The organism is Streptomyces sp. NPDC001822 (assembly GCF_042892135.1).
Lineage (GTDB): Bacteria > Actinomycetota > Actinomycetes > Streptomycetales > Streptomycetaceae > Streptomyces.
Window position 1 is genome coordinate 482,221 of the sequence record NZ_JBIATW010000001.1, and the last position, 24,324, is coordinate 506,544.

Below are 24,324 nucleotides of genomic sequence, written 5' to 3' on the forward strand. Positions count from 1 at the left end.
GTGACTGACCCGAGGAGGCCGGTCAGTCCGCCGGTTCCCCCGCAGGGCGGGTCTCCGACGGTTCCCCGGCAGGCCGGACGTCCGCCGGTTTCGCGCGACGCCGGTGGCTGGTGTCGCACCACGGGTACATCCGGCTGCGCCGGCACATGCAGACCGCGACGACGAACCGTTCCGACACGGCGACCGAGCCGTCCGCGCACGTGACTTCGACGGGCCCCTCGACCAGCAGGGGCCCGTCGTCCTCCAGTGAGATCCGCCGGGGGCGCTCAGGGCTGCTCGGCACGGATGACCACCAGTTCCTCGGTCGTGTCGCGGTCGCCCATCAGACCCGCCCGGCGCAGCCACCGCAGCCGGGACCGCAGGACGGGCCCCAGGGGCACGTGGGCGCGGACGCTGACGTGGGCCCGCAGCCCGGCGTCCTCCAGCCGGCGCACGGTGACGGCGCTGTCGCACAGTCCGGAGTGCACCATCAGGATCCTGCCACCGGGGCGCAGCGCCGCGGGAGCCGTGGCACAGACCCGGTCCAGAACCGCCCGGCCGTCCAGGCCGGCGTCCCAGGCGCGCGCCGCGCTGTGGCCGGAGGGCGGGCCGACGGGCGAGGGCACGTAGGGCGGGTTGCAGATCACCAGGTCGTAGGACCGGCCCGGCAGCGCCGAGAGCAGGTCGCTGCGCTGCACCGTGATGCGGTGATGCCGCAGGAGCGCGTTGAGCCTGGCCGTCATCACAGACCGCCACGCGATGTCCACGGCCGTCACCCGGGCACCGAGCTGCGCCGCGTGCAGGGCCAGCGCCCCGCTGCCCGTCCCGAGGTCGAGCACTTCGGCGCCGGCGTGTATCTCCTCCCGGTCGAGCGCCGCGGCGAGCAGCCGGGTGTCGTGCTGGGGCGCGTACACCCCCGGAAGTGTCATCAGGCGGGAGGAGAACCGGGTGGAACGGGCTGCTTCGGCCGTGTCTGCGGGCATCTGTGACTCCCTTCGCTGCTACGCCGTGCGGGGTGCCCGGAGCGGGACGTCGGATCAGGCCTGCCAGTCGGCCAGCAGCCGTTCTCCGAGCCGGTCCTCCAGGAACGAGGTGGCGGTGATGCCGAAGGCGACGTCGGCCGCCAGGTCCGGTTCGTCCGCGAGCAGGCCGCCGATGACGTCACGGCGTACGACCTGCTCGTGCACCGCGTCGGCCTCGACGTGCTCGGTGTAGAAGAACTCCGCCGCGGGTCCGGCGCCCGTGCGCTTCATCGCGTGCGCGAGGCGCCGCGACGCGGGGGAGGAGGTGACCTCGACGGCGGCGAAATGCCCGACGAGCGCCCCGCGCAGCCTGCGGTGCAGGCCGAACAGGGACATCATGTTGACCAGTGCCAGCATGGGAGCGCGGCCCTCGTCGAGGTAGCCGCCGTACGTGGTGTCCAGATCCAGGTCGTCCATCAGACCGGCGAACAGCCGGGCGTGGACGCGATCCGCCCGGCCCGCCCCGAACTCGTCGTACTCGACGGCCGCCATGCCCGCCTTGGCCCGCCCCGAGAGCCGCGGGAGGACCCAGGCGTGCGGGTCGGCTTCCTTGAGGTGGTAGAGGGACCGCTGGGCCGCGTAGTCCCGGAGGTGGCGCAGTTCGCCCCGGTCCTGGAGGAACCAGGAGACACCGCTCCCGCGGACCGGTTCCACCAGAAGCCCGTCCAGCAGCTCGTCCGGACCCGCCGATCCCGTGGCGTCGCGCCGCAGGGCCGTCAGGAAACGGTCCTCCAGCGCCGCACGCACCGCGAGAAGGGGCGGGTCCCACTCCAGCTCCGGGCGTACGCCGTGGAACCCCCGGTAGTGCAACTCGTAGCAGACGTAGAGGGCGAGCTGGAGATCGTCACCGTACGGATCGGCGTCCCCGGCCCCGGCGGGATCGGGCAGTGCCCCGCCGCCGCGCAGGAAGCCGACCACGCCGTCGGAGAGAGGGCCCCGGGTGCGCGGAAGAGAAGGGCCTGTGCCGATACCTGACATGGGTTTCCTCCTGCCCCCTCATGCCCCGGAGTCACACGGACGACGTAGATCGACTGTACGCCGAACGGCGGTGACCGGCCCGTCCTGCCCGCCACGACCCGGCGCCCGTGGCTCAAGGGGCCCTTGCACACCGCTCCGCGCCGGCCGGGCTCAGGAGCGCGTCCCGTCCCTCGTCCAGTCCAGCAGGCGCTCGGCTGACCAGGTGGTGACGACCCGCTCGGCCGGCACCTCGCACTCCTCGGCGCGCGCACAGCCGTAGGGCTGCCAGTCGAGCTGCCCCGGGGCATGGGCGTCGGTGTCGATCGAGAAGAGAGCGCCAGAGGCGACCGCCTTGCGGAGCAGCCGACGCGGTGGGTCGAGCCGCTCCGGGCGGCAGTTGATCTCCACGGCCGTCCCTGACTCCGCGCACGCCGCGAACACCCGGTCCGCGTCGAACCCGGACTCGGGACGCTTCTTCCCGCCCAGGAGCCGGCCCGTGCAGTGCCCCAGAATGTCCGCGTGGGGGTTGCGTACGGCTGTGAGCATCCGTTCCGTCATCGCCGCGGCGTCCATCCGCAGTTTGGAGTGGACCGAGACGACCACCACGTCGAGCCGCTCCAGCACTTCGGGGTCCTGGTCGAGCGAGCCGTCGGCGAGGATGTCGCACTCGATGCCGGTGAGCAGGCGGAAAGGCGCCCATTGTTCGTTGAGCTCCGCCACGACGGACAGCTGTCGCAGGAGCCGCTCGGTCGTCAGCCCGTTGGCCACGGTCAGCCGGGGCGAGTGGTCGGTGAGCACGGCCCACTCGTGGCCCAGTTCCCTCGCCGTACGCCCCATCTCCGGGATGGGGCTGCCGCCGTCGGACCAGTCCGAGTGCAGATGACAGTCACCCCGGATCGCGGCGAGAAGGCTCTCGCCGCCGGACACCAGCGGTCCCGACGTCTCGTCCTCCAGCCGTTCGAGGTACCGGGGTGTCACCCCGTCCAGCGCTTCCTTGATCACCTGGGCGGTCTTGGGCCCGATGCCGCGGACGGCCTCCAGCGATCCGTGGGCCGCTCGCTCCGCCACCTCGTCGCCGCCCAGCGAGCCGACGGCGTCCGCGGCCGTGCGGAAGGCCTTCACCCGGTACGTCGCCGCCTGGGAGCGCTCCAGCAGGAACGCGATCCGCCGCAGGGCTGCCCCCGGATCCACGGTCACGGCCTCGCGGTGTGATGGGGGTGCCCGTGCGTACGGCGGGCCTCCTTCATCCCGGCCTCGTACAAGTGGCGCCGTCCTCCCGCGAGTTCCTCCCGCACCTGCCGCTCGACCTCGACGAACGGCCGGTAGTAGGTGTCGTCGTACGCCTCCACCACCTGGAAGGTCCAGCGCCCCGGAAGCACGTTGCGGCCGAGGATCTCCCGCTCCACCAGATCGGCCTGCTCCGTGTAACCCCCCATTCGGAGCAGTTCGACCGCCCGGTCCAGGGTCAGGTCCGCGCCGCCCGTCAGCTGGTGGAAGTCGTACAGCCGGCCCCGGGCGCGCTCCACCGTCTCCAGCGCCTCAGACAGCGCTCCCAGTGCCTCGACCGCGGCGTCGTCCACCCCGTGCGGCCGTACGTGTTCGTCGTCGGGCCCGGTCGGTTCAGAGGTGTCACTCATGCCTACGACTCTGCACGCACCGTCGCGGATGCGTCCCGCCGGGAGGCCGAAAGGGTGAGGCCTCCGCGCGCCTCGCGGGCGGCGCCGAGATGCGGTGTATCCGAAGCTGACCAGACTGGATCGCATGGCAGAGAATCGTCGCGCCCGATCCGGGAGCCCAGCGAAGACCGCAGCCCCCCGCGCCTCGTCACGGCGAGGGCCCGAGCATGCCGCACGGGCCGCTTGCGAGAGCCTCGAACGGCTGATTTCCCACACGGCTGAGGGCGTGTCCGCTGTACGCAGGAACGACGACGGATGGTGCGTGGTCGTCGACGTCCTCGAAGTACCCCGCATCCCGGACACGACGAGCCTGCTGGCCTCCTACGAGGTGCAGATCGACGAGCGGGGCGAGCTCATGGAGTACAGCAGGGTCCGCCGCTACCGGCGGGGTTCCGCCGACGAGTGAACCGTTTCGCCCCACCGTTTCGCCCCTCACCCGGAAGGACGCCAGATGACCACCATGTACGCAGACGAAGTCGTCCCCTGCCCGCCCAGGGCCGGCACCCTCTACGACGTCCTGGAACTCATCCTCGACCGCGGAATGGTCATCGACGTGTTCATCAGGGTGTCCCTGGTCGGCATCGAGATCCTCAAGATAGACGCGCGCATCGTGGTCGCGAGTGTGGACACCTACCTGCGCTTCGCCGAGGCGTGCAACCGGCTCGACCTGGAGCGCGACTCGGGCAGCACCACCATCCCCGAGCTGCTCGGTGGGGGCGTGGCCAAGTCCGTCGGCAAGCGCAAGGTCCGCAAGGCGGCGGAGTCCGTGGGCGACTCGGTGCGCAAGGCGGTGGGAGGCGGTGACGACGAGGACGACGACGCACGCGAGGAGCGTCCGAGGAAGCGCCGGGCGCCCGCACGCGACGGATCCAGCCGGCGCCGGCGTGCGGAGGCGTGAGTCGTGACGTCCAGCGGTGTGTACGTGTACGCGATCGTTCCCGCGCGGGCCGCGCTCCCGCCCGGCATCGCGGGAGTGGGCGGCCCGCCGGCCCCGGTGAGGCTTGTCGGGGAGGGGAAGGTTCGGGCGGTCGTGAGCGACGCGCCACCGCAACTGCGCGCCCGCAGACGAGACCTGATGGCACACCAGGACCTTCTGCTGCGGCTCTCCGACGACGGTCCGGTCCTGCCCATGCGCTTCGGGGTGATCGCACCCGACGAGGACTCCCTGCGGCACTCGCTGGCCGGGTCGCAGGCGGAGCACCTGGCGACGCTCGAGCACCTCGCCGGCGGGGTCGAGTTCAACCTCAAGGCGCTGCCCGCGCAGGACGCGCTCGCCGCCGTCGTGGCCGAGGAGAAGACGGTGCGGCGACTGCGCGAGGAGGTCCGCAGGCGCCCCGGATACGAAGCGAACGTCCGACTGGGTGAGGCCGTGGCCACCGCCCTGTCACGCAGGGCCGCCGACGCGGGGGCCAAGCTTGTGCGCGAACTCACCGCCGGGGCACGTGCGGTGGCCACCGGGCCGGAGGTGCACGGGTGCGTCATCAACGTGTCCTTCCTCGTCGACCGGAGCCGCGGCGACGCCTTCGGCACGACCGTGCGGCGCTTCGCCGACGCGCACCGTGAGCGCGTCGACCTCCGTCTCGCCGGGCCGCTGCCCTGCTACAGCTTCGTCCCCTCCCGCGCCCCGCGTGCATCGGCCGGTGTCTGACATGGGACTGGTCTCCGGCCTCCTGCTACTGCCGCTGGCACCGGTCCGCGGTGTGGCCTGGGTCGCCGAGAAGGTGAACGAGGCGGCCGACCGCGAGTTGCACGACCCGGGTGTTCTTCGAGCTCAACTTGCCTCACTCAATGAGGAGTTGGAGAACGGAAGGATCAGCCTGGAGGTGTTCGAACGGGAAGAGGAGAAGTTGCTCGACCGGCTGCATGCCGCACGAATCCGCTCCGCGCCGAACCATCGAAGGTGACGTACTCATGGAAGACCAGACGAAGGCGACACTCGCGGCGGCCCTGGTGGGCGGCTACGTACTCGGCCGTACCAAGAAGGGCCGGCTCGCGCTCTCCATCGCGACTTATCTGGCGGGCAGGCGTTTCGGCCTGGAGCCGCGCCAGCTCGCCGCCGAGGGTGTACGCAGGCTGAGCGAAGTCCCGCAGTTCGCCGAGCTGCAGGAACAGTTGCGCGGTGACGTGCTCGAGTCGGGCAAGAAGGCGCTCACGGCGGCAGCGGACCGAGGCATGAACTCCCTGGCCGACGCCCTCAGCGACCGCACGGCGCGGCTCGGGGGGCGCGGCGACGAGGACGAGGACGAGGGCGAAGGCGAGGAGTACGAGGGGGAGTACGAGGACGAGGAGGAGTACGAAGAGGGCGAGCCCGAGGACGAGGAGGAAGAGGAAGAGGGCTACGAAGACGAGGAGGAAGAGGAGCCGGAGGAGGAAGAGGAGCCGGAGGAGGAAGAGGAGCCGGAGGAGGAAGAGGAGCCGGAGGAGGAAGAGGAACCGGAGGAGGAAGAGGAGCCGGCGCCGAGCCCTCGCCGCGGGAACGGCCGGAAGGCGGCGGCGAAGAAGTCCGCTCCGGCGAAGAGGGCGGCACCGGCCGAGAAGGCCGCTTCCCGCAAAGCCGCACCCACGAAGAAGGCGGCTGAGAAGAAGACCGCGTCTGCCAAGAAGGCGACTGCGAAGAAGTCCGCACCCGCGAAGAAGGCCGCACCCGCGAAGAAGGCCACATCCGCGAAGAAGGCCGCTGGCAAGAAGGCGGAACCTGCGAAGAAGGCGGCGGCGAAGAAGGCCGCCCCGGCCAGGAAGACGGCCAAGAAGGCGGCGAAGAAGACCGCACCGGCCAAGAAGGCGGCGGCGCGCAAGTCCGCTTCGGCCAAGAAGACATCGTCATCGAAGCGAGCCGCGTCCCGCGGCGGACGGCGGAGGTAGGCAGCCATGGCCAGGACGGACAAGGAAGAGCCCGAGGCGGAAGAGTCGGGCATGGACCGTCTCCGCGGGGAGTTCTCGAGCTTCCTCGGCGCGCAGACGGACAAGCTTGCGCAGAAGGCCGGCGACAAGCTGACGGGTCTCACGGACCAGCTCACCGACATGGCCGAGAACGGTGGGGGCCTGCCGTCGGTCGCCTCCCGCGTCCTCAAGGGCGAATCACCCGTGAAGGCGTTCGTCAGCGAGAAGGCCGGGAGTGTCAAGGACAAAGTCGTGGACAAGGCCAAGGACGCGTTCGGCGGGGGCAAGGGCAAGAGCCAGTCCGGCAGTGGCAAGTCCATGAACATCATCGAGGTCCTCGACGTCGGTGTGCCTCTGCGAACCGCCTATGACCACTGGACGCGTTACGACAAGTTCGGCAGCTTCACCAAGGGCGTCCAGTCGGTCTCCATGGACGAGGAGATGGAGAGCGACTGGAAGGTCAAGATCGGCCCGTCCTCGCGCAGCTTCAAGGCGACGGTCCAGGAGCAGGTGCCCGACGACCGCATCGTGTGGACCTCCGAGGGCTCCAAGGGCTCCACGCGCGGCTGCGTGAGTTTCCATGAACTCGCACCGAGCCTGACCCGGATCGTCCTGGTCGTGGAGTACTACCCCTCCGGCTTCTTCGAGAAGACCGGCAATCTGTGGCGTGTGCAGGGCCGTCGCATGCGACTCGACTTCAAGCACTTCCAGCGGTTCGTGACGCTCACCGACGAGGAGCCCGAGGGCTGGCGCGGTGAGATCCGCGAGGGCGAGGTCGTGCAGTCGCACGAAGACGCCATGGAGGAAGAGGAGGCGGAGAACGAGGAGAACGGGGCCGACGACTCCGAACCCGAGGAGGACGAGGAGGGCGAGAACGAGGAGTACGAGGACGAGGAAGAGCCGCAGGACGACGAAGACGAAGAGGACGACGAGGAGTACGAGGCATACGAGGACGAGGACGAGGAAGAGCCGGACGAGGACGAGGACGACGAGGACTATGAGGAGGAGGAGCCCGACGACGAGGAGGAAGAGGCGGAACCCGAGGAGGACAGTGCGCCCCGGAAGCGGTCACGACGGAGGGCGTCGAGGTGACCGATCTCGACGTCGGCCGGGACGCCTATGCCATTCCGGGGCCCCCGAACACCAATCTGGCCGACATCCTCGAACGCGTCCTCGACAAAGGCATCGTCATCGCGGGCGACATCAAGATCGACCTTCTCGACATCGAACTGCTCACCATCCGTCTCCGCCTCTTCGTCGCCTCCGTGGACACCGCGAAGAAGGCCGGAATCGACTGGTGGGAGACGGATCCGGCACTGAGTTCACGCGCCGCCCGGGATTCCCTGGAGGACGAGAACCGTGAACTGCGCGAGCGGCTCGAAGCACTCGAATCCGCGAAGGACGAGACGCAGGCCGCCGACCGATGAGCAAGGAGAAGCGAGCCAGATGACGGAGCGGGGTCCAGAACCCACGGACGACAGCACGACGTCCGGTGAGGGCGAGTCGGCGGACGGCAGAGCCCTCTACGTATTCGCCGTGTGCGGTTCCCCGGTTCCGGAGGCCGTCCTCGGTCTGTCCGGGGTCACCGGGGGCGGCCCGTTGCGGCAGGTGCACTTCGGTGAGCTGACCGCGCTCGTGCAGAGCGTCCGGGCGGCCGACTTCACGGACGAGGTGTGGGAGGCCCGGCTGTCCGACCGTGCCGAGCTGGAACAGTACGCGCGTGCCCACCACCTCGTGGTGTCGGCTGCCGCTGCCTCCTGCCCCACGGTCCCGCTCCCGCTGGCAACGCTCTATCACGACGAAGGGCGTGCCCGGCACGCGCTGCTCGCCGAAACGGAACGCTTCCGCACCGCCCTGGAACGCACGGCAGGCCGCTCCGAATGGGGTGTGAAGGTCTACGCGGCCGAGCTTCCGGCACCTGCCGCCGACACCGCTCCGCGCAGCGCGCCGGCCACCGGAGGACGGGCCCGGCCCGCCCCCGGGGCCGGCCTCGCCTATCTGGAGCGCAAGCGCGGTGCGCAGGCGCAGCGCGAACGGCGCCAGGAGGACTCCCTCCGGCTCGCCGAATCGGTGGACGCCGCGTTCCACGGCGTCGCCACCGCGGGTCGCCGGCTGAGGCCGCATGCCCCTGAGCTCGGAGGGGACTGCCGGGTCCAGGTACTGAACGCCACCTATCTGGTCGAGGAGTCCCGGGCCGCCGAGTTCGGCCGGCTCGTCCGGGCGTTGCGGGAGACGACCGGTGCGCGGATCGAGGTCTCGGGGCCCTGGGTGCCGTACTCCTTTGTCGGGGAGGTGTAGGGATGCCGCACGACGTGGTGCCCTGGGACAACCCCGAGCCGCTGAGCGGACCCATCGGGGTGCCGCTGGTCGACCTGCTCGACCGGGTACTGGCGACCGGCGTGGTGATCAGCGGTGACCTCGTCATCGCGATCGCGGACGTGCCGTTGGTGCGGCTGTCCCTGCACGCCCTCCTCTCCTCCGTGAACGAACGTGTGCCCGCGCCCTGGGCGGACGGAGGGCCGCTGTGACGGACTCACGCGTCGACCTCGACTCCGACCGGCTCGGCAGGGACCTCGTCGCGCTCGTGCTGACGGTGGTCGAACTGCTGCGGCAGCTCATGGAACGGCAGGCGATCCGCCGCATCGACCAGGGCGACCTGTCCGAGAGTCAGGTGGACGAGATCGGGACCACGCTCATGATGCTCGATCAGCGCATGGCCGAGCTCTGTGAGCAGCACGGGGTGCGCCCGGAGGACCTCAACCTCGACCTCGGTCCGCTGGGCACGCTCTTGCCCCGCGACTGACCTCGTCGCGGGCAAAGGGACGCGCCGGGGTCTCTGCGGGTGCTCCGATCAGCCCTTTGGCCGCATGGCTGGGCCTCGCCGGTGTTCGAATGGCGGACCTGTCCGGTCCGTTTTAACGTCAACGAGTGAACGATTCCGAGCAATGCCGACTCGTATGGCACGGAGCGCTATGACACATCCCGGATCACATTCCGCAACCGTTGCCGAATCCCCGAAGGGGGGACACGGCAACGGAATTGCGCTGCTCGTCATCGCCTCGTGTCAGCTGATGGTGGTCCTCGACATCACCATCGTCAACATCGCTCTGCCGCACATCCAGAGTTCGCTCGGCTTCTCGACCGAGAACCTCTCGTGGGTCGTGAACGCGTACACCCTCACCTTCGGCGGCCTGCTCCTGCTCGGCGGACGGCTGGGCGACATCCTCGGCCGCCGCAGGGTGTTCATCTTCGGTGTCCTGCTGTTCGTGCTGGCGTCGCTCCTCGGCGGCCTCTCGCAGGACTCCTGGCAACTGCTCGCCGCGCGCGCACTGCAAGGGGTGGGAGGCGCGATCGCCTCACCGACGGCCCTCTCCCTCATCACCACGACCTTCCGGGAAGGGCCCGAGCGCAACCGGGCTTTCGGGGTGTTCGCGGCAGTGTCGGCGGGCGGGAGCGCCATCGGGCTGCTCGCCGGCGGCGTGCTGGTGGAGTGGCTCGACTGGCGGTGGGTCTTCTTCGTGAACGTCCCCATCGGCCTGCTGATCGCGGTGGCTACGCCCCGTTACATCAAGGAGTCCGAACGCCACCCGGGACACTTCGACCTGCTCGGTGCGCTCACCTCGACGCTCGGCATGGTGCTGCTCGTGTACGGCTTCATCCGGGCGTCGGAGGACGGCTGGACCGATGCGCTGACCATCGGGGCCTTCGCGGGCGCCGTGGTCTTCCTCGGGGTCTTCCTGGCGGTGGAGAGCCGGTCCAGACAGCCGATCACACCCCTGCACATGTTCCGCGACCGCAATCGCGCCGGCACCTACGGCATGATGCTCAGCCTGTCCGCGGCGATCTTCGGGATGTTCTTCTTCCTGACCCTCTTCGTCCAGAACATCCTCGACTTCAGCCCGTTGCGGGCGGGACTGGCGTTTCTGCCGGTGAGTGTGATCATCGCCGTCAGCGCGGGCATCGCCTCGAAGCTGCTGCCGAGGTGGGGGCCCAAACCCTTCCTGGTGGTGGGTGCGATCTTCGCCGCGGCCGGACTCGCGTGGCTCACCCTGACCGATGTCGACAGCACCTATCTGGGGAGCATCCTCGGGCCCCTGCTGGTTTTCGGTTTCGGCATGGGCATGCAGTTCGTGTCGCTCACGCTGATGGCGGTCTCCGGTGTCGCCTCCAGGGAAGCGGGGGCCGCCTCCGGAGTTCTCAACGCCACACAGCAGGTGGGCGGATCGCTGGGCCTGTCCATCCTGGTCACCGTCTTCGGTACCGCCAGCCGCAACGAGGCGAAGGACCAGCTTCCCGGCTTCCTGGCGGAATCGACCCCGGCCCAGCAGTTGCAGTTCCGCAGGACGGGTGAGCTTCCGCCGCCCTGGGGCGACCAGGTTCTCGCCTCGGGCGTCTCCCAGGCCTTCGTGGTCGCGGCCGTCTTCTCGGTCGTCGCCGCGCTGATCGCCCTGGTGGTCATCCAGGTGCGCGCCTCCGACCTCGAACGCCTGCGGGGCGGCGGGGCCATGGCACCGGTGATGGCGGAAGAGGCCGACACGGCGGCGGTGGAGGGCGTCTCGGGCGGGGACGGCGCTGCGGGTGGCGCCCGCGACGGACTGCCGACAAGGAAGACGGACGACGGCGAAGGCCCACCTCCGACCGCGTAGGCCCACCTCCGACCGCGCAGGCCCACCTCCGACCGCGCAGGCGCGGAGCCCTCGGAGTTCGCCGGGGGAGCGGCGCGCCGGTGACTGGCCGGCGGAATGACCGGGCGGCGGACCCCAGGTCTTCCCGCCCCGACGGAGGGCGGCCCCGTCACCGTCCGCGGGTACCGGATGCCAGATTGACGAGGCGGATGTAGCGCTCCCAGTCCCACTCGGGGCCGGGATCCGTGTGGTCGCTGCCCGGCACTTCGTGATGGCCGACGATGTGCGCGCGGTCCTTGGGCAGGCCGTAGCGGTCGCAGATGTCCGCGGTGAGGAGCGCCGACCGCTCGTACATCGCCCGCGTGAAGTACGAGGGCTGGTCCACCCAGCCCTCGTGCTCGATGCCGATGCTGCGGGTGTTGTAGTCCCAGTTCCCCGCGTGCCAGGCGATGTCCCGCTCGCGCACGCACTGCGCCACGAACCCGTCCCCCGAACGCACCACGTAATGGGCGGACACCCGCTGGGCCGGACCCGCGAAGATGCCGACGGTCTCGGTGAAACCCTGTTGCGCGACATGGATGACGATCCGGTCGACCGCATGGTCCGAGGGCCTGTTCGCGGACGTGCGGTTGGCCCGGGACGCAGGAAACCACTGCGCCTGCGCGTAGTCCGTGGCCGCGGTCGGTGCGGCACCCGCGCGGACCGACGCCGGGAGGAGGGCCGCCGTGGCGGTGACCGCCGCTCCCTGAAGGATCCTTCTGCGCCGCATCGGCACTCCTGTGGGTGGGACCTGATCATGACGTACGGCTGAAGGACGCGCCGCGCCGGCCCACGGTTCCCCGTACCGGCACAGCGCGTGCCCCCGCGTGCGGCCTCGGCTCAGCCGGAGGTCACGACGGCCAGGGCGGCGGCCGGGTCGGTGTCCGCGGGCCCCGCCGGCACCCACCGGCCGCGCTCCTTCCCGTACGGCCACCAGCGCCCGTCGCGCCCGTAGCGCAGCTGCACACCCGAACCCGTCACGGTCCAGCGGTTGTTCACGGCGCGGAACCGTGGAGCCCCGCCCTCCTCCCACGCCGCGGCGAGCCCCGCCTCCGCTCGCGCCAGGTCCTCCGGACCGAGCCGCCACTCCTCGTCGTGGACGTCCAGTGCCGCGCTCCCGCCGTGGTGCCAGGCCCGCACGGCGTCGTCCAGTCCGGAAGCCTCTCTGCCCGCGGCGGACGCCAGGCGTTTCCTCATCGCGGGTGCACCCGGCAGGCCCTCGGCCGCCATGCGCACGGCGTCCTCACCGGGCGTCAGTTCCGCGGCCGGAGGACGGAGCGCGTGGCCCGCGGCGAGCGCGTCCACCAGCATGGCGAGGGCCCGGGCGGCGCTGTCCGCCGCCAGGAAGCCCAGTGCGGCCGGGTCGATGTCCCCGCCGGGCGCCGTCTCGATGTCCAGCGACGGTGGCGCTCCCGGTTCCTCCGGCGGATCCGGTGGCGGGGGAAGGGGCGGCAATATGTCGCCTGCGGCGAAGACCTCGTCGGCGCGCACTCCCTGCGCCGGGCCGTCGGAGGGTTCCCCCGCGTCCGCCCCGGGACCCACCGCACCGACCGCCCGCGCCACACTCCGGGCCTGCAGTTCGTCGAGCAGCCGTCGCTCGCCACGCCCCCGCAGGAGCAGCAGCACGAAGGGGTCCTGATCCAGGAGCCGCGCCACCTGATAGCACAGAGCGGCCGTGTGCGGGCAGTGGTCCCAGGCCTCGCAGCCGCACTCCGGATCCAGGTCGCCGATGCCCGGCAGCAGGTCGACGCCGGCGGCTGCCGCGTCCTCCACCAGATGCGTCGGCATCTCGCGGTCGAGCAGCGCCGCGATGTGCCCGGACCGTTCGGCGGCCATGTCCAGGAACCGGTCCCATTCCTCGTCGCCCAGCTCCTGGAGCAGCACATCACTCCGGTACGCCGCCGAGTCGCGGTCCTGTACGACGGCGGTCAGCCGGCCGGGCCGCACGGACACCGCGCCCACCCGTCCCTCCCGGGCGAGCCTGCGGCCCTTCTTGAGCTGCGCCCCGTCCAGCGCCGTGTCCTCCAGAGCCTTCAGCCATGCCCGCCCCCACCACGACGCCGCGAAACCGCGGCCCTGCGCGGGCGGCAGCGCGGCGAACGTACGCTCCGGCTCGGTGCTCCCACTCATCGTGCGCCCCCTCGCAGCTCGACCAGTTCGGCCAGCTCGGCATCGGTCAGTTCCGTCAGGGCGGCCTCGCCGCCGCCGAGCACCGCGTCCGCCAGCCCCTGCTTGCGCGCCAGCATGGCGGCGATCCGGTCCTCGATCGTCCCCTCGGCGATCAGCCGGTGCACCTGCACCGGCTGGGTCTGCCCGATCCGGTACGCCCGGTCGGTGGCCTGCGCCTCGACCGCCGGGTTCCACCAGCGGTCGAAGTGCACCACGTGGCCGGCCCGGGTCAGGTTGAGCCCCGTACCGGCGGCCTTGAGTGACAGGAGGAACACCGGTGCCGCGCCGGCCTGGAAGCGGTTCACCATGCTCTCCCGTTCGGCGACCGGCGTCCCTCCGTGAAGGAACTGGACCGGCACGCCCCTGGCCGCCAGATGCCGTTCCAACAGGCGGGCCATGCGGACGTACTGCGTGAACACCAGGACGCTCGCACCCTCGGAGAGGATCGTGTCGAGCAGTTCGTCGAGGAGCTCCACCTTCCCGGACCGGTCCACGATCCGCGGCTGTTCCTCCTTGAGGTACTGCGCCGGGTGGTTGCAGATCTGCTTGAGCGCGGTCAGCAGCTTCACGATCAGCCCGCGCCGCGCGAAGCCGTCCGCCCCGGAGATCTCGGCGAGCGTCTCGCGGACCACCGCCTCGTACAGTCCCGCCTGCTCCGGCGTGAGCGACACCGTGCGGTCGGTCTCCGTCTTGGGGGGCAGCTCGGGGGCGATGCCCGGGTCGGACTTGCGGCGGCGCAGCAGGAACGGCCGGACGAGCGAGGCGAGCCTCGCGGCGGCCGCGGGATCGTTCCCGCTCTCGACCGCGCTCGCGTACCGGGAGCGGAACGTACCGAGCTTCCCGAGCAGTCCCGGTGTCGTCCAGTCGAGGATCGCCCACAGCTCGGACAGGTTGTTCTCCACCGGGGTTCCGGTGAGCGCGACGCGCACACCCGCTCCGATGGTCCGCAGCTGCCTCGCGGTCGCCGAGCGTGGGTTCTTGACGTGCTGCGCCTCATCGGCGACGACCATGCCCCAGGAGGCCTGTGCCAGCCGCGCCGCGTCCAGCCGCATGGTGCCGTAGGTGGTGAGGACGAACTCGCCGACGGCTACGCCCTCCAGTGAGCGCGAAGGGCCGTGGAAGCGGCGCACCGGGGTTCCCGGGGCGAACCGCTCGATCTCCCGCTGCCAGTTGCCCATCAGGGAGGTGGGACAGACGACGAGCGTGGGCCCCGCCGTCGTTCCCGACTCCTGCCGGTGCAGGTGCAGCGCGATGAGAGTGATGGTCTTGCCGAGCCCCATGTCGTCGGCGAGGCAGCAGCCGAGGCCGAGCGAGCTCATCGTCACCAGCCAGTTCAGGCCGCGCAGCTGGTAGTCGCGCAGATCGGCGTCGAGCGCCGCGGGCTGACCCACCGCCTGTGCCGTCGAAGACTCGGGGTCCGCGATGCGTGCGCGCAGCTGTTCCAGCCAGCCCGTCGCGGACACGTCGATCCGGCGTCCGTCGACATCGGTGGTGCCCGTCAGCACGGCACTCAGCGCGTCGACCGGTGCGACCTTGCGGTCCTGGGTCCGCCGCGCGAGGCGGACCTCCTCGGGATCGACGAGCACCCACCGGTCCCGCAGTCTGACCAGGGGGCGGCCGGCCTCCGCCAGCCGGTCCAACTCCTCCCGCGTCAGCTTCTGGTCGCCCAGCGCGAACCACCAGTCGAACGCCAGCAGGGCCTCGGGGGACAGGAAGGACGGAGCCGTCGTACCCGGCCGGGTCTGCGTCGCCCCGCCGCCCGCCGCCGGGCCGATCACCGCCCCGCTGTCCTCCGCCGGGCCGATCACCGCCCGGGTGGTGAGCTTCCGCTCCAGGTCCCTCGGCCAGTGCACCTGTACGCCTGTCGCGGCGAGCGCCCGGGCAGCCGGACCCAGCAGTTCCGCGACCTCCTCGTCCGCCGGCTCGACCGCGTCCGGCACCGTGGCGGACAGAAGCGGTGCCAGCGGTGGCCATGCACGCGCCGCCCGGCGCAGGGCGAGCAGGGCGTCCATCCGGGCGCGCGGACCGAGAAGGGACGCGGCGGGGGAGCGGTCCGTCCACACGTCCGCCGCGTCGGCGACCAGCGAGGGGTCCCGGACGCTGTGGATCTGCAGGACGGCGCGGAAGGACGGCGCCCCGCCGGAGCCGCCCTCCCCGGCTTCCGCTTCGGTGAGCCCGGAGATCTCGACCCGCAACGAGAGGCGTACGCCCGCGTCGTGTCCGGCCGCCACGTCCGCCGCCCACGGCCGCAGCCCGGGCAGGTGCCGGGCCTCTCGCCCGGCGAACGCGGGCGAGCCCGTGACCGCACGGGCCGCCGGGGTCCGGGGCAGCCCGTCCACCACCGCATCGAGGAACGCCCGCAGCAGAGACTCCGGTTCGGGCAGCAGGAGCGGGTCGGCCGCCGCGTCCAGGGGAACCGCGTGTGCGGGCGGCGGCATCGAAGCCGCCAGGACCCGGATCCGTTCGAGATCCTCCGCGGCCAGGGGACCGGCACGCCAGGCGTCGCGGTCCGTGGTGCTCAGCCCCGGCAGCAGCAGCCCGCGCGCGACGAGTTGGAGCGCGAGCACGCCTGCGGCGCCCCAGAACGCGGCCGACGGTGAGGCATCCGCGCCGACCCGCGCCCGTGTCAGGACCGGTAGTGCCTCCTTCACCGGCAGGAGCCGCGCCGGGACCACATGGGGGCGGATGTCACTGCCGACCACGGTCAGTTCCCCTGGGCTGCCCAGGTCGCCGGGAGGGGCGCTGCCGTCCGGCTCCCAGAACGCGATCAGGCCGGCACGGGCCGGGTCCGCGGGGAGGAAGACCGCGGAGCAGCGGGACAGTTCGGTGATCTCGTCGAGTGTTGCCGCAGGAAGCCTGTGCACAGCGATGTCGAATTCCTCAAACTTGACTAGTGAACCCGGGGTCGCCGAGGTTACCTCACCCGCGGACTGTTCCGGGAGGAGAGCACGGTGCCCCACGCGCTGGATCCTGTCCGCCGACGCCTGGACCCTGCCCGCTGACCCCTGCACCCTGCCCGCCGAAGCTCGGGGTGGAGCTCACCCCACCACCGGACACGGGGTATTCCCCCCACTCCGGCGGGGTGATGGCGCCATGGCTGCCACAGGCCTGCTCTCCGTACGTTTTACCAGGTCAGAGCCGAGGCCCAGAAACCGGAGACGTCATGCCCCAGGCGGTAGCAGCCACCGTTGCGCCATACCCCCGAGACGAAGCGGAGAGCACGGCGGGCCCGAAGGCCGCGGGCAGTGATTTCGCGCCACTCCTCAAGGACGTCAAGGGGCAGGGCCTCCTCGAACGGCGGACCGGCTGGTACGCGAGGGGGATCGCCGTGAACCTGGCCGCCCTCGGAGCAGTGATCACCGGCATGGTGTTCCTGGGCGACACCTGGTGGACCCTGGTCCTCGCCCTGCCGCTGGCCGTCCTGTGGACCCGAACGGCCTTCTTCGGGCACGACGCGGGACACGCCCAGATATCCGGCGACCGCCGGACCGCCCGGATCGTCGGACTCGTGCACGCCAACCTGCTCCTGGGGATGAACGAGGCCTGGTGGAACGACAAACACGTACGCCACCACGCCAACCCCAACCACATCGACAAGGACCCCGACGTCGGCGTCGGCGCCCTGGTGTGGACCCAGAAGCAGGCCGCGCAGCGCCGGGGCCTCGCCCGCCGGCTCACCCGCAACCAGGCACGCCTCTTCTTTCCGATGCTGCTGCTCGAAGGCATCGCCCTCAAGATCTACGGCTTCCAGTTCCTGCGGCGCCAGCCCGTCCGCGAACGCGCCCTCTCCGGCCTTCTTCTCGCCGGCCACCTCGCCCTCTACGCCACACTGCTGCTGAGCACGATGTCCCCCGGCAAGGCCGTCCTCTTCGCCCTCGCGCACCACGCGCTCTTCGGCCTGCACCTCGGCATGGCCTTCGCCCCGAACCACAAGGGCATGGAGATGCCCGACCCGGACGGCGACCGGTGGGGTCACCTGCAGCGCCAGGTCCTCACCTCGCGCAACGTGCGCGGGGCCGTCCTCACCGACTGGTTCCTCGGCGGGCTCAACTACCAGATCGAGCACCATCTCTTCCCGAGCATGCCCCGTCCTCACCTGCGGCTGGCCCAGCCGCTGGTGAAGGCCCACTGCGCGTCCATCGGGATGCCGTACGCGGAAACCGGTCTCGTCGAGTCCTACCGGCAGGCCCTGCGGCACATGCACGAGGTCGGAGAGCCGCTGCGCTGACGCCGGGACCTGTGCCCCGGACGCGGAACCGACGGGCGCGCACACGCGTTCACACATCAGGAGCGGCTCGGGCCGCGAAGGAGGCACGGATCATGTCGAACGGTGCAAAGATCGCCATCGGGGGAGTCGTCGCGGCAGTCGTCCTGATTCCGTTCATCGGTTTCTGGTGGTCGCTGCTGGTGCTCATCGGGGTGCCGACCGCGGGCTACCTCATGCTCGACCCGTCTCAGAGGCGCAGGCTCCGCAAGATCGGTCGCAAGGAGATAGGACGCTGAACACCGAGGTCACCGCAGTGAGCAGCAACGGCGTGTACTCGTTCACCAAGCCGAACAGGGACAGCATCACGCTGCTGGCCGGGCTCGGAGTGGAGGGCGACGTACACGCCGGTGTCACGGTCAAACACCGCTCGCGCGTCGCACAGGATCCGACACAGCCCAATCTGCGTCAGGTCCACTTCATCCACCAGGAGCTCTTCGACGAGCTGCGGGAGGCCGGGTTCGAGGTGGCCCCGGGCGATCTCGGGGAGAACGTCACCACCAGCGGGATCGATCTGCTCTCGCTCCCGGTGGGAACCCTGCTCCGGCTCGGCGAGGAGGCGGTCGTCGAGGTGACGGGGCTGCGGAACCCGTGCCTGCAGATCGACCACTTCCGGGACGGGCTGCTCAAGCAGGTCGTCGGCCGGGCGGACGACGGCACCGTGGTCCGCAAGGCAGGGATCATGGGCGTCGTCGTGACGGGCGGGATCGTGCGGCCCGGCGATCCGGTCCGCGCCGAGCTCCCGGCCGAGCCGCACCGGCCGCTGGAGCGCGTGTAGGGGCGCGACCGTCCGGGGCCACGCACCGACGGGGGCCCCGGACGGTCGCGGGCCGGTGGAGGTGCCGTGTAGACAGGGGCGAACCCGCCTGGCCGCGCGGTCCGGCGGTCAGTTCGCCGCACGGTCCGTCGGTCAGTTCGGCCGGACGGCGAGTTCGTCGAGTGATTTCAGCAGCCCCGGAAGTTCGGGGCCCCGGCCCACGGTCATGACCTCGCCCGGTTCCTCGTCGAGCAGGATGAACGCGATGTCGTCGGTCCTGGCGACCAGGGACCAGCCCGGGCCGTCCACCCGTAGCGTGCGCGCCCCGCCGGGAGCGAAGGCGGACCGGATCCGGCCGGGAGGGGGCGGAGCGGTGACGTACGCCCGCGCCGCTTCCAGTGCCGCGCGCACGCCGGGATGCCTCCCGCCTGCGGCGCCGGAGTCACCTCGGCCACCGTCGTCGACCGCGTCTCCGGTCATGGCTTCCGCGGAGGACGCCGTGCCGGACGGCTCGGTGTCGCCCGACCTGCCGAAGGCGGTCTCGTCGTCTATCCGGTCCCGCCATGCCGACCACTGCAGCGCTATCTCGTCCGCCCCCAGGCGTCGCTGCGGAGCTCCCCAGGCCTCCGTGTCCGGGGGTGCCAGCGCAGCAGGCCCCTCCTCCTCGGAGCTCGTGTCGGGGGGCGGGTCGTGCGGCTCGGGCACTCCGGGCGCGGCCACCGCCAGCGCGAGCGGCCACCCCGGCAGGGCGCACACCACCGAGCGGTCGTCGGGGGAGAGGTCGTACTCCATCCCGCAGTCCCACGAGGCGATGGCGACCGCCACCAGTGACACGTCATCGACGACCACCGTCCAGCGGGCGCCCCCGCTGTCCTGGCCGAGCACGAGACCGTAGCCCTCGGCGTACGGTTCCAGTCCGAGCTCCGCGCACGCCGCCACGTAGTCGTCGCCGAGCACACTGGGGAACTGCGCGGGGGTCAGCAGTACCGCCGTCAGCACGAACAGTGCGTCGTCGTCGGCGCCCGTGTCGTCCGTCCCTGCCACAGCACCCACCCTCATCCCTCATCGCGTGGTCCGTCGGCGCACCTTAACCACCCGGTAACCCTGTCGTCGAGGCCCTGACAAGCGGAACAGCCGCCCCGCCGGCCACGGTACGTGCGTCGGGTTCCGCTCTGCGCGGGCAGGGGCCGTTCAGCCGGTTCGCACGGCCAGCGCGAGGAAGCGGTCGTCCTCGTCGGTGTACGACTCCAGACGCCACCCCGAAGCAGCCAGCAGGGGCGCGAGGCGGGGCTCGGCACGCAGGTCGTCGTCCGAGAGCGCGCGGCCGTGCCGAGCGGCCAGTGCCGCCCGCCCGACCGGATGGAACAGGGCGAGCCGGCCCCCCGGCCGCACCGTACGGGCGAGCTCGGTGAGCCCCTGACCGGGGTCGGTGAAGTGCGAGATCAGCCCCGCGGCGAACACCCCGTCGAGGGTTGCGGGGCGCAGGGGGAGCCGTGCGACATCGGCCAGGAGCAGTGCCCCGCTCGCGGCCCGGCCCGCACGCTGCGCCGTTCCCAGCATGGCGGGCGTCAGATCGGCTCCGAGCACGGTGCCACCGGGTCCCACCTCGGCGCGCAGAGCGGGGAGGGCCCGTCCCGTGCCGCAGCCCGCGTCGAGCACGGCGTCGCCCGGCCGCAGGCCCAGCTCACCGACGGCCGCGGCGTAGGCCGGGCCGTCGTCGGGGAAGCGGCTGTCCCAGTCCGCCGCCCGTACGGTGAAGAACTCCTGCACGTGTGTGTGGTCGTCGGCCATGCGGACATGATCGCGCACGCCGGAGCCGAACGAAACGACCCGTAGCGGCGCGCACGTTCGAACGCTGTCCGATCGCTCAGGAACATTTCGTTGTCATATTTCAGCACCTTTCGAAATGAGCGCCCGGCGTACGCCCTCGGGGGCACTAGCGTCCCCGGTTCATGGGACACCTGGACCACGCCACCTTCGGCTGGCTGACACCCGTGCTGTCGTACGCGATGGCGTGCGTCGGCGCCGCGCTCGGCCTGCGCTGCACCGTTCGCGCACTCGGCACCAGCGGCCGATCGCGCCGGAACTGGCTGCTCACAGCGGCATCCGCGATCGGGACGGGCATCTGGACGATGCACTTCGTCGCCATGCTCGGCTTCGGCGTCACCGGCACGGACATCCGCTACGACGTACCGCTCACCCTGCTCAGCCTGCTGGTCGCCATGCTCGTCGTGGGCGCCGGAGTCTTCACCGTGGGCTACGGCCGCGACCGGGCCGGCGCCCTCTTCGTCGGCGGCCTCACCACCGGGCTCGGCGTCGCGAGCATGCACTACCTCGGCATGGCGGCACTCCGGCTCCACGGAACAGTCGTCTTCGACCCCCTGCTGGTGACCGTCTCCATCGTGATCGCGGTCGTCGCCGCCACCGCGGCGCTCTGGGCCGCGCTCCACATCAAGTCGCCCGGAGCGGTGGCCATCGCGTCGCTGGTCATGGGCGCGGCGGTGAGCAGCATGCATTACACGGGCATGCTGGCGGTCGGCGTCCGCGTCGATCCGTCGGTGTCGGAGCTCTCCGGGGCCACGGTCATGCAGTTCATCTTCCCCCTGGCGGTCGGCCTGGGGTCGTACCTCTTCCTCACCTCGGCCTTCGTGGCCCTCTCACCGGCCGCCCGCGAACACCGGGCCGCCACTCTCGACGGAACCGGCAGCGAACGTCCTGCGGCGGCTGCCCGCTGACCGCAACCCGCCGCCCACTCCGCGGTTCCCGCTCACCGTTCGCCCGAGGCGATCGGGCCCCGACCTCTCCAACCCGGAACGAGGAGGCCATGCGCACACCCCGCCCGACGAACCCGGAGCCGGGTCCGGACACCGGCCGGCCCGCGACACCGCCGCGCGGAAGGCGCGCACACGCCGGCCGACCCGCGGACGAACCGACGGAGCACGCGGCCCCGCAGCCGGAGGCCACTCGGCACGGGGCGGCGCGCGCCTCACTGCGTCCCCGGACGGTTCGAGCCAAGATCATCTCCTTGCTCATGGTGCCCGTCGTGTCCCTCCTCGCCCTGTGGGGGTTCGCCACCGTCACCACTGCGCAGGACCTGGCACGGGCGCGCGAGATCCAGCGGATGGACAGCCTCGCGCGCGTCCCGGTCGCCGGGGTCGTCGCCGCCCTGCAGGACGAACGCACCGCGGCGCTGCGGCAGCTGACCGCCCCCGGCACGGGGCATGCGGCGGCGCTCCAGCAGCGCGCCGAGCGCACCGACGCCGCGCTGGGAGAGCTGAGCCTGGGCGACGGCCACACCGTGGCCGACGCCGGTGTACTGCCCTCCGGAGCCGCTGCGCGGCTCACCGCGTTCCTGGACCGTGCCCGGCGGCTGACCACGGTGCGCGACCGCGTCATGGACCCCACCGGACCGAAGACATCCCGTGCCGCCGATGCCTACACGCCCTACACCGAGACCATCGCCGCGGGCTTCGGCGTCACCGGTGCCCTGACCGGCATCCAGGACGCCGAACTCGGATCGGAGACCCGTGTCCTGCTGGAACTCGCGCGCAGCGAGGAGATGCTCGCCCGTGAGGAAGCCCTGCTGGCGCAGGCCGGACTGACCGGAACGCTCGGCGGTGAGCAGCTGCGCCTGTTCACCGGTGCGGTGGCGACGCGCCGGACTCTGGCGGAGGCCGCCGGTGCCGACCTGCCCGTCGCTGGACGCAAGGCCTGGCGAGAGCTCTCCGGACAGGCCGCCTACCGACGGATCACGGCGGCCGAGGACGCAGTGCTGGGCGCGGCTCCGGGCCGCCGCGCGGCGAAGGCGGTGCCAGCCGCCGCCTGGGAGCGGGACGCGGCCGAGGTGCGCGTGGGCATGCACGCCATCGGCGCCGGCACGGGCGGCCGCACAGCCGAGGGGCCGGGCTCCTTCGCACGCGCGCTGTCGAGCCCGGCGGGGGCGGCCGTGCTTCTGGGGTTCCTCGCCGTCGTCGCCTCACTGGTCATCTCCGTACGGATCGGCCGCGCGCTCGTCGTCGAGCTCGTCGGCCTGAGGGACAGCGCTCTGGAGATCGCCCGGCGCAAGCTGCCCCAGGCCATGCAGCGCCTGCGGGCCGGCGAGGAGATCGACGTGCGGGCCGAGGCACCCCGGGGCCGTCCGTCGCACGACGAGATCGGGCAGGTGGGCGAAGCACTCGACACCGTGCACCGTGCCGCGCTCGACGCGGCCGTCGAGCGTGCGGAGCTGGCCAGCGGGATCTCGGGGGTGTTCGTCAACCTGGCCCGCCGCAGTCAGGTCCTGGTCCACCGCCAACTCGCCCTCCTCGATGGGATGGAGCGCCGTGCGGACGATCCGGGCGAACTCGGCGACCTGTTCCGCCTCGACCACCTGACCACCCGCATGAGGCGGCACGCGGAGAGCCTGATCATCCTGTCCGGCGCCGCTCCCGGGCGTGCCTGGCGGAGGCCCGTACCCCTCACCAACGTGGTGCGCGCGGCGGTGTCGGAGATCGAGGACTACGCCCGCGTGGAGGTACGTTCGCTGCCCGCGGCCGGGGTGAAGGGCGCGGCGGTGGCCGACCTCACCCACCTGCTCGCCGAACTCGTCGAGAACGCGGCCCAGTTCTCGCCGCCGCACACCAAGGTCCGGATCAGCGGGGAACCCGTCGGCAACGGCTACGCCCTGGAGATCGAGGACCGCGGACTCGGCATGGGGGAGGACCTGCTCGACGAGGCGAACCGACGCATCGAGCAGTCCGAGACGCTCGATCTCTTCGACAGTGACCGACTCGGCCTGTTCGTGGTCAGCCGGCTCTCGGCCCGTCACCGCATCAGGGTCCAGCTGCGCCCGTCCGCGTACGGGGGCACGACCGCCGTGGTGCTTCTGCCGACCGCACTGCTCCAGGGCGGGCTCCCGCAGGGCTCGCCGGCGGGTTCCGCGGACGCCGGGGCGGAGAGTACGACGGTGGCGAGGGACGATGACGGCCGTAGGGGGCCGGTCTCGCACCGGCCGAGCCCCTCCGCCTTCCCGGCCCCCGTCGCCGTACCGGCCCTCGAACCGCGGGCGCCGTCCGGGCCGCGGACCGGCCCCGGCCCTCTGACCACGCCGCCCCGACGGGTGCGCCCCGTCGACGAGGACGGTGAACTCCCGCGGCGCGTCCGGCAGGCAAGTCTCGTACCCCAACTGCGCGAGCAGCCCGGGGCCGAGCCCCGTGGGTCCGTGACCCCGGTCGGACGAAGCCCCGAACAGGCCCGCGACCGCATGACCGCCTACCGCGAGGGATGGCTCCGCGGGGGCGGGACCGCACCCGGGAGCAACGACCGGGACCACGCGGCCCACAGGCCCGTATCCCCGTTCCGGCAGCACACAGAAGGAGACGAGACATGATCGTGAACGAGAGGCCCGGAAGGTCCTCACGCCGCTCCGGCGAACTCGACTGGCTCCTGGACGACCTCGTCGCGCGGATCGCGGAGATCCGGCACGCCGTCGTGCTGTCGGGCGACGGTCTGGCGGTCGGGGCGTCACAGGATCTGAGCCGTGAGGACGCGGAACACCTGGCGGCCGTCGCGTCCGGATTCCACAGCCTCGCGAAAGGTGCCGGGCGGCACTTCCGCGCCGGCGGCGTCCGCCAGACCATGGTCGAGATGGACGAGGGCTTCCTCTTCGTCGTGGCGGCCGGGGACGGTTCGTGCCTCACCGTCCTGGGCACGGCGTTCGCGGACATCGGGCTCGTGGCGTACGAGATGGCCCGCCTGGTCAAGAGGGTGGGCGAGCACCTCGCCAGCCCGGCGAGGCTTGCCGGCCCGCCGGCCGCGGGCTGAGGCCGCCGGATGCGGACGGACGGGACCGGGCCGGGGCCGGCCGGCGGCTACGGAGCGCTGCCCGGCGACGGATACGGAGCCTCGCGCGGCGGCCGCGCTCCCGGCACGTCGACTGCCGCTCCGCCCGGTGGCTGGTCCGCCAGGTCACAGGGCA

The 24,324-nt window shown here is 71.7% G+C and carries 27 protein-coding genes; 17 read left to right on the forward strand and 10 right to left on the reverse strand.

Annotated elements, in window-relative coordinates:
- Positions 1-22: 22 nt before the first annotated feature.
- The 5 genes from ACFYY2_RS02250 to ACFYY2_RS02270 all read right to left on the reverse strand — a co-directional run bounded on the left by ACFYY2_RS02250 (position 23) and on the right by ACFYY2_RS02270 (position 3,595).
- The gene (locus tag ACFYY2_RS02250) at positions 23-283 is read right to left on the reverse strand and encodes a CDGSH iron-sulfur domain-containing protein (protein WP_388735806.1); all 261 of its coding nucleotides are present in this window, start codon (positions 281-283) and stop codon (positions 23-25) included.
- Entirely contained in the window at positions 267-962 is a 696-nt protein-coding gene (locus ACFYY2_RS02255) for a HemK2/MTQ2 family protein methyltransferase (RefSeq protein ID WP_388735808.1), read from the reverse strand. The genes ACFYY2_RS02250 and ACFYY2_RS02255 overlap by 17 nt, the downstream gene beginning before the upstream one ends.
- Positions 963-1,016: 54 nt before the next feature.
- Positions 1,017-1,979 carry an iron-containing redox enzyme family protein gene (locus ACFYY2_RS02260; protein WP_388735810.1) on the reverse strand — a complete coding sequence of 321 codons (963 nt, stop codon included), beginning with the start codon at positions 1,977-1,979 and terminating at the stop codon, positions 1,017-1,019.
- 150 nt (positions 1,980-2,129) lie between these two features.
- Positions 2,130-3,149, reverse strand: a complete 1,020-nt coding sequence (locus ACFYY2_RS02265; protein ID WP_388736807.1) for a PHP domain-containing protein — start codon at positions 3,147-3,149, stop codon at positions 2,130-2,132.
- A 2-nt stretch (positions 3,150-3,151) separates the two neighbouring features.
- Positions 3,152-3,595, reverse strand: a complete 444-nt coding sequence (locus tag ACFYY2_RS02270) for a hypothetical protein (RefSeq protein WP_388735813.1) — start codon at positions 3,593-3,595, stop codon at positions 3,152-3,154.
- 124 nt (positions 3,596-3,719) lie between these two features.
- Between ACFYY2_RS02270 and ACFYY2_RS02275 the strand changes: the two genes are divergently transcribed.
- The 11 genes from ACFYY2_RS02275 to ACFYY2_RS02325 all read left to right on the forward strand — a co-directional run bounded on the left by ACFYY2_RS02275 (position 3,720) and on the right by ACFYY2_RS02325 (position 11,160).
- Positions 3,720-4,040, forward strand: a complete 321-nt coding sequence (locus ACFYY2_RS02275) for a gas vesicle protein (protein WP_388735815.1) — start codon at positions 3,720-3,722, stop codon at positions 4,038-4,040.
- Between the two features lie 45 nt (positions 4,041-4,085).
- Complete coding sequence (gvpJ, locus tag ACFYY2_RS02280) at positions 4,086-4,532, forward strand: gas vesicle protein GvpJ (RefSeq protein WP_388735817.1); 447 nt, start codon at positions 4,086-4,088, stop codon at positions 4,530-4,532.
- 3 nt (positions 4,533-4,535) lie between these two features.
- Complete coding sequence (locus ACFYY2_RS02285; protein WP_388735820.1) at positions 4,536-5,282, forward strand: GvpL/GvpF family gas vesicle protein; 747 nt, start codon at positions 4,536-4,538, stop codon at positions 5,280-5,282.
- 1 nt (position 5,283) lies between these two features.
- Entirely contained in the window at positions 5,284-5,538 is a 255-nt protein-coding gene (locus ACFYY2_RS02290) for a gas vesicle protein GvpG (RefSeq protein ID WP_388735823.1), read from the forward strand.
- Between the two features lie 7 nt (positions 5,539-5,545).
- Positions 5,546-6,496 (forward strand): histone protein, encoded by a 951-nt coding sequence (locus ACFYY2_RS02295; protein WP_388735825.1) that lies wholly within the window; start codon positions 5,546-5,548, stop codon positions 6,494-6,496.
- 6 nt (positions 6,497-6,502) lie between these two features.
- Positions 6,503-7,606, forward strand: coding sequence for an SRPBCC family protein (locus ACFYY2_RS02300; RefSeq protein WP_388735828.1), 1,104 nt, complete (start codon positions 6,503-6,505; stop codon positions 7,604-7,606).
- Complete coding sequence (locus ACFYY2_RS02305; RefSeq protein WP_388735830.1) at positions 7,603-7,941, forward strand: gas vesicle protein; 339 nt, start codon at positions 7,603-7,605, stop codon at positions 7,939-7,941. Before ACFYY2_RS02300 ends, ACFYY2_RS02305 begins: the two co-directional genes overlap by 4 nt.
- Before the next feature lie 19 nt (positions 7,942-7,960).
- On the forward strand, positions 7,961-8,812 hold the full coding sequence (locus ACFYY2_RS02310) for a GvpL/GvpF family gas vesicle protein (protein ID WP_388735832.1): 852 nt from the start codon (positions 7,961-7,963) through the stop codon (positions 8,810-8,812).
- A 2-nt stretch (positions 8,813-8,814) separates the two neighbouring features.
- A complete protein-coding gene (locus ACFYY2_RS02315; RefSeq protein ID WP_329042494.1) occupies positions 8,815-9,042 on the forward strand; it encodes a gas vesicle protein in 228 nt (75 codons plus the stop codon).
- Positions 9,039-9,317 carry a gas vesicle protein K gene (locus ACFYY2_RS02320; RefSeq protein ID WP_388735834.1) on the forward strand — a complete coding sequence of 93 codons (279 nt, stop codon included), beginning with the start codon at positions 9,039-9,041 and terminating at the stop codon, positions 9,315-9,317. Before ACFYY2_RS02315 ends, ACFYY2_RS02320 begins: the two co-directional genes overlap by 4 nt.
- Positions 9,318-9,486: 169 nt before the next feature.
- Complete coding sequence (locus tag ACFYY2_RS02325) at positions 9,487-11,160, forward strand: MFS transporter (RefSeq protein WP_388735836.1); 1,674 nt, start codon at positions 9,487-9,489, stop codon at positions 11,158-11,160.
- 148 nt (positions 11,161-11,308) lie between these two features.
- Here the strand turns inward: ACFYY2_RS02325 and ACFYY2_RS02330 are convergent, their stop codons facing one another.
- The 3 genes from ACFYY2_RS02330 to ACFYY2_RS02340 form a co-directional block, all read right to left on the reverse strand.
- Positions 11,309-11,908, reverse strand: coding sequence for an N-acetylmuramoyl-L-alanine amidase (locus ACFYY2_RS02330; protein WP_388735838.1), 600 nt, complete (start codon positions 11,906-11,908; stop codon positions 11,309-11,311).
- 110 nt (positions 11,909-12,018) lie between these two features.
- Positions 12,019-13,308, reverse strand: coding sequence for an SWF or SNF family helicase (locus ACFYY2_RS02335; protein WP_388735841.1), 1,290 nt, complete (start codon positions 13,306-13,308; stop codon positions 12,019-12,021).
- A complete protein-coding gene (locus tag ACFYY2_RS02340) occupies positions 13,305-16,211 on the reverse strand; it encodes a DEAD/DEAH box helicase (RefSeq protein ID WP_388735844.1) in 2,907 nt (968 codons plus the stop codon). The genes ACFYY2_RS02335 and ACFYY2_RS02340 overlap by 4 nt, the downstream gene beginning before the upstream one ends.
- Positions 16,212-16,510: 299 nt before the next feature.
- On the opposite strand from ACFYY2_RS02340, the gene ACFYY2_RS02345 reads away from it, so the two are divergent.
- The 3 genes from ACFYY2_RS02345 (at position 16,511) to ACFYY2_RS02355 (ending at position 18,389) form a co-directional block, all read left to right on the forward strand.
- On the forward strand, positions 16,511-17,575 hold the full coding sequence (locus tag ACFYY2_RS02345; RefSeq protein WP_388735846.1) for a fatty acid desaturase family protein: 1,065 nt from the start codon (positions 16,511-16,513) through the stop codon (positions 17,573-17,575).
- 92 nt (positions 17,576-17,667) lie between these two features.
- Positions 17,668-17,850, forward strand: a complete 183-nt coding sequence (locus ACFYY2_RS02350) for a hypothetical protein (RefSeq protein ID WP_388735848.1) — start codon at positions 17,668-17,670, stop codon at positions 17,848-17,850.
- The gene (locus tag ACFYY2_RS02355; RefSeq protein WP_388736810.1) at positions 17,847-18,389 is read left to right on the forward strand and encodes an MOSC domain-containing protein; all 543 of its coding nucleotides are present in this window, start codon (positions 17,847-17,849) and stop codon (positions 18,387-18,389) included. The genes ACFYY2_RS02350 and ACFYY2_RS02355 overlap by 4 nt, the downstream gene beginning before the upstream one ends.
- Positions 18,390-18,521: 132 nt before the next feature.
- Here ACFYY2_RS02355 and ACFYY2_RS02360 read toward each other — a convergent pair whose 3' ends face one another.
- Positions 18,522-19,412, reverse strand: a complete 891-nt coding sequence (locus ACFYY2_RS02360; protein WP_388735850.1) for a hypothetical protein — start codon at positions 19,410-19,412, stop codon at positions 18,522-18,524.
- Between the two features lie 147 nt (positions 19,413-19,559).
- Positions 19,560-20,159, reverse strand: coding sequence for a class I SAM-dependent methyltransferase (locus tag ACFYY2_RS02365; RefSeq protein ID WP_388735853.1), 600 nt, complete (start codon positions 20,157-20,159; stop codon positions 19,560-19,562).
- A gap of 161 nt (positions 20,160-20,320) precedes the next feature.
- On the opposite strand from ACFYY2_RS02365, the gene ACFYY2_RS02370 reads away from it, so the two are divergent.
- From ACFYY2_RS02370 to ACFYY2_RS02380, 3 genes are all read left to right on the forward strand, one after another.
- Entirely contained in the window at positions 20,321-21,103 is a 783-nt protein-coding gene (locus tag ACFYY2_RS02370) for an MHYT domain-containing protein (RefSeq protein ID WP_388735855.1), read from the forward strand.
- Positions 21,104-21,192: 89 nt separating this feature from the next.
- Entirely contained in the window at positions 21,193-23,736 is a 2,544-nt protein-coding gene (locus ACFYY2_RS02375) for a nitrate- and nitrite sensing domain-containing protein (RefSeq protein WP_388735857.1), read from the forward strand.
- On the forward strand, positions 23,733-24,170 hold the full coding sequence (locus tag ACFYY2_RS02380) for a roadblock/LC7 domain-containing protein (RefSeq protein WP_388735860.1): 438 nt from the start codon (positions 23,733-23,735) through the stop codon (positions 24,168-24,170). Before ACFYY2_RS02375 ends, ACFYY2_RS02380 begins: the two co-directional genes overlap by 4 nt.
- Positions 24,171-24,324: the final 154 nt, after the last annotated feature.

Bases quoted from the DNA above. Each gene is read 5' to 3' on its own strand.
- ACFYY2_RS02255 (WP_388735808.1), bottom strand. From the start codon at position 962: ATGCCCGCAGACACGGCCGAAGCAGCCCGTTCCACCCGGTTCTCCTCC.
- ACFYY2_RS02260 (WP_388735810.1), bottom strand. From the start codon at position 1,979: ATGTCAGGTATCGGCACAGGCCCTTCTCTTCCGCGCACCCGGGGCCCT.
- ACFYY2_RS02270 (WP_388735813.1), bottom strand. From the start codon at position 3,595: ATGAGTGACACCTCTGAACCGACCGGGCCCGACGACGAACACGTACGG.
- ACFYY2_RS02275 (WP_388735815.1), top strand. From the start codon at position 3,720: ATGGCAGAGAATCGTCGCGCCCGATCCGGGAGCCCAGCGAAGACCGCA.
- gvpJ (WP_388735817.1), top strand. From the start codon at position 4,086: ATGACCACCATGTACGCAGACGAAGTCGTCCCCTGCCCGCCCAGGGCC.
- ACFYY2_RS02290 (WP_388735823.1), top strand. From the start codon at position 5,284: ATGGGACTGGTCTCCGGCCTCCTGCTACTGCCGCTGGCACCGGTCCGC.
- ACFYY2_RS02295 (WP_388735825.1), top strand. From the start codon at position 5,546: ATGGAAGACCAGACGAAGGCGACACTCGCGGCGGCCCTGGTGGGCGGC.
- ACFYY2_RS02300 (WP_388735828.1), top strand. From the start codon at position 6,503: ATGGCCAGGACGGACAAGGAAGAGCCCGAGGCGGAAGAGTCGGGCATG.
- ACFYY2_RS02310 (WP_388735832.1), top strand. From the start codon at position 7,961: ATGACGGAGCGGGGTCCAGAACCCACGGACGACAGCACGACGTCCGGT.
- ACFYY2_RS02315 (WP_329042494.1), top strand. From the start codon at position 8,815: ATGCCGCACGACGTGGTGCCCTGGGACAACCCCGAGCCGCTGAGCGGA.
- ACFYY2_RS02325 (WP_388735836.1), top strand. From the start codon at position 9,487: ATGACACATCCCGGATCACATTCCGCAACCGTTGCCGAATCCCCGAAG.
- ACFYY2_RS02330 (WP_388735838.1), bottom strand. From the start codon at position 11,908: ATGCGGCGCAGAAGGATCCTTCAGGGAGCGGCGGTCACCGCCACGGCG.
- ACFYY2_RS02335 (WP_388735841.1), bottom strand. From the start codon at position 13,308: ATGAGTGGGAGCACCGAGCCGGAGCGTACGTTCGCCGCGCTGCCGCCC.
- ACFYY2_RS02345 (WP_388735846.1), top strand. From the start codon at position 16,511: ATGCCCCAGGCGGTAGCAGCCACCGTTGCGCCATACCCCCGAGACGAA.
- ACFYY2_RS02350 (WP_388735848.1), top strand. From the start codon at position 17,668: ATGTCGAACGGTGCAAAGATCGCCATCGGGGGAGTCGTCGCGGCAGTC.
- ACFYY2_RS02365 (WP_388735853.1), bottom strand. From the start codon at position 20,159: ATGGCCGACGACCACACACACGTGCAGGAGTTCTTCACCGTACGGGCG.
- ACFYY2_RS02370 (WP_388735855.1), top strand. From the start codon at position 20,321: ATGGGACACCTGGACCACGCCACCTTCGGCTGGCTGACACCCGTGCTG.
- ACFYY2_RS02375 (WP_388735857.1), top strand. From the start codon at position 21,193: ATGCGCACACCCCGCCCGACGAACCCGGAGCCGGGTCCGGACACCGGC.
- ACFYY2_RS02380 (WP_388735860.1), top strand. From the start codon at position 23,733: ATGATCGTGAACGAGAGGCCCGGAAGGTCCTCACGCCGCTCCGGCGAA.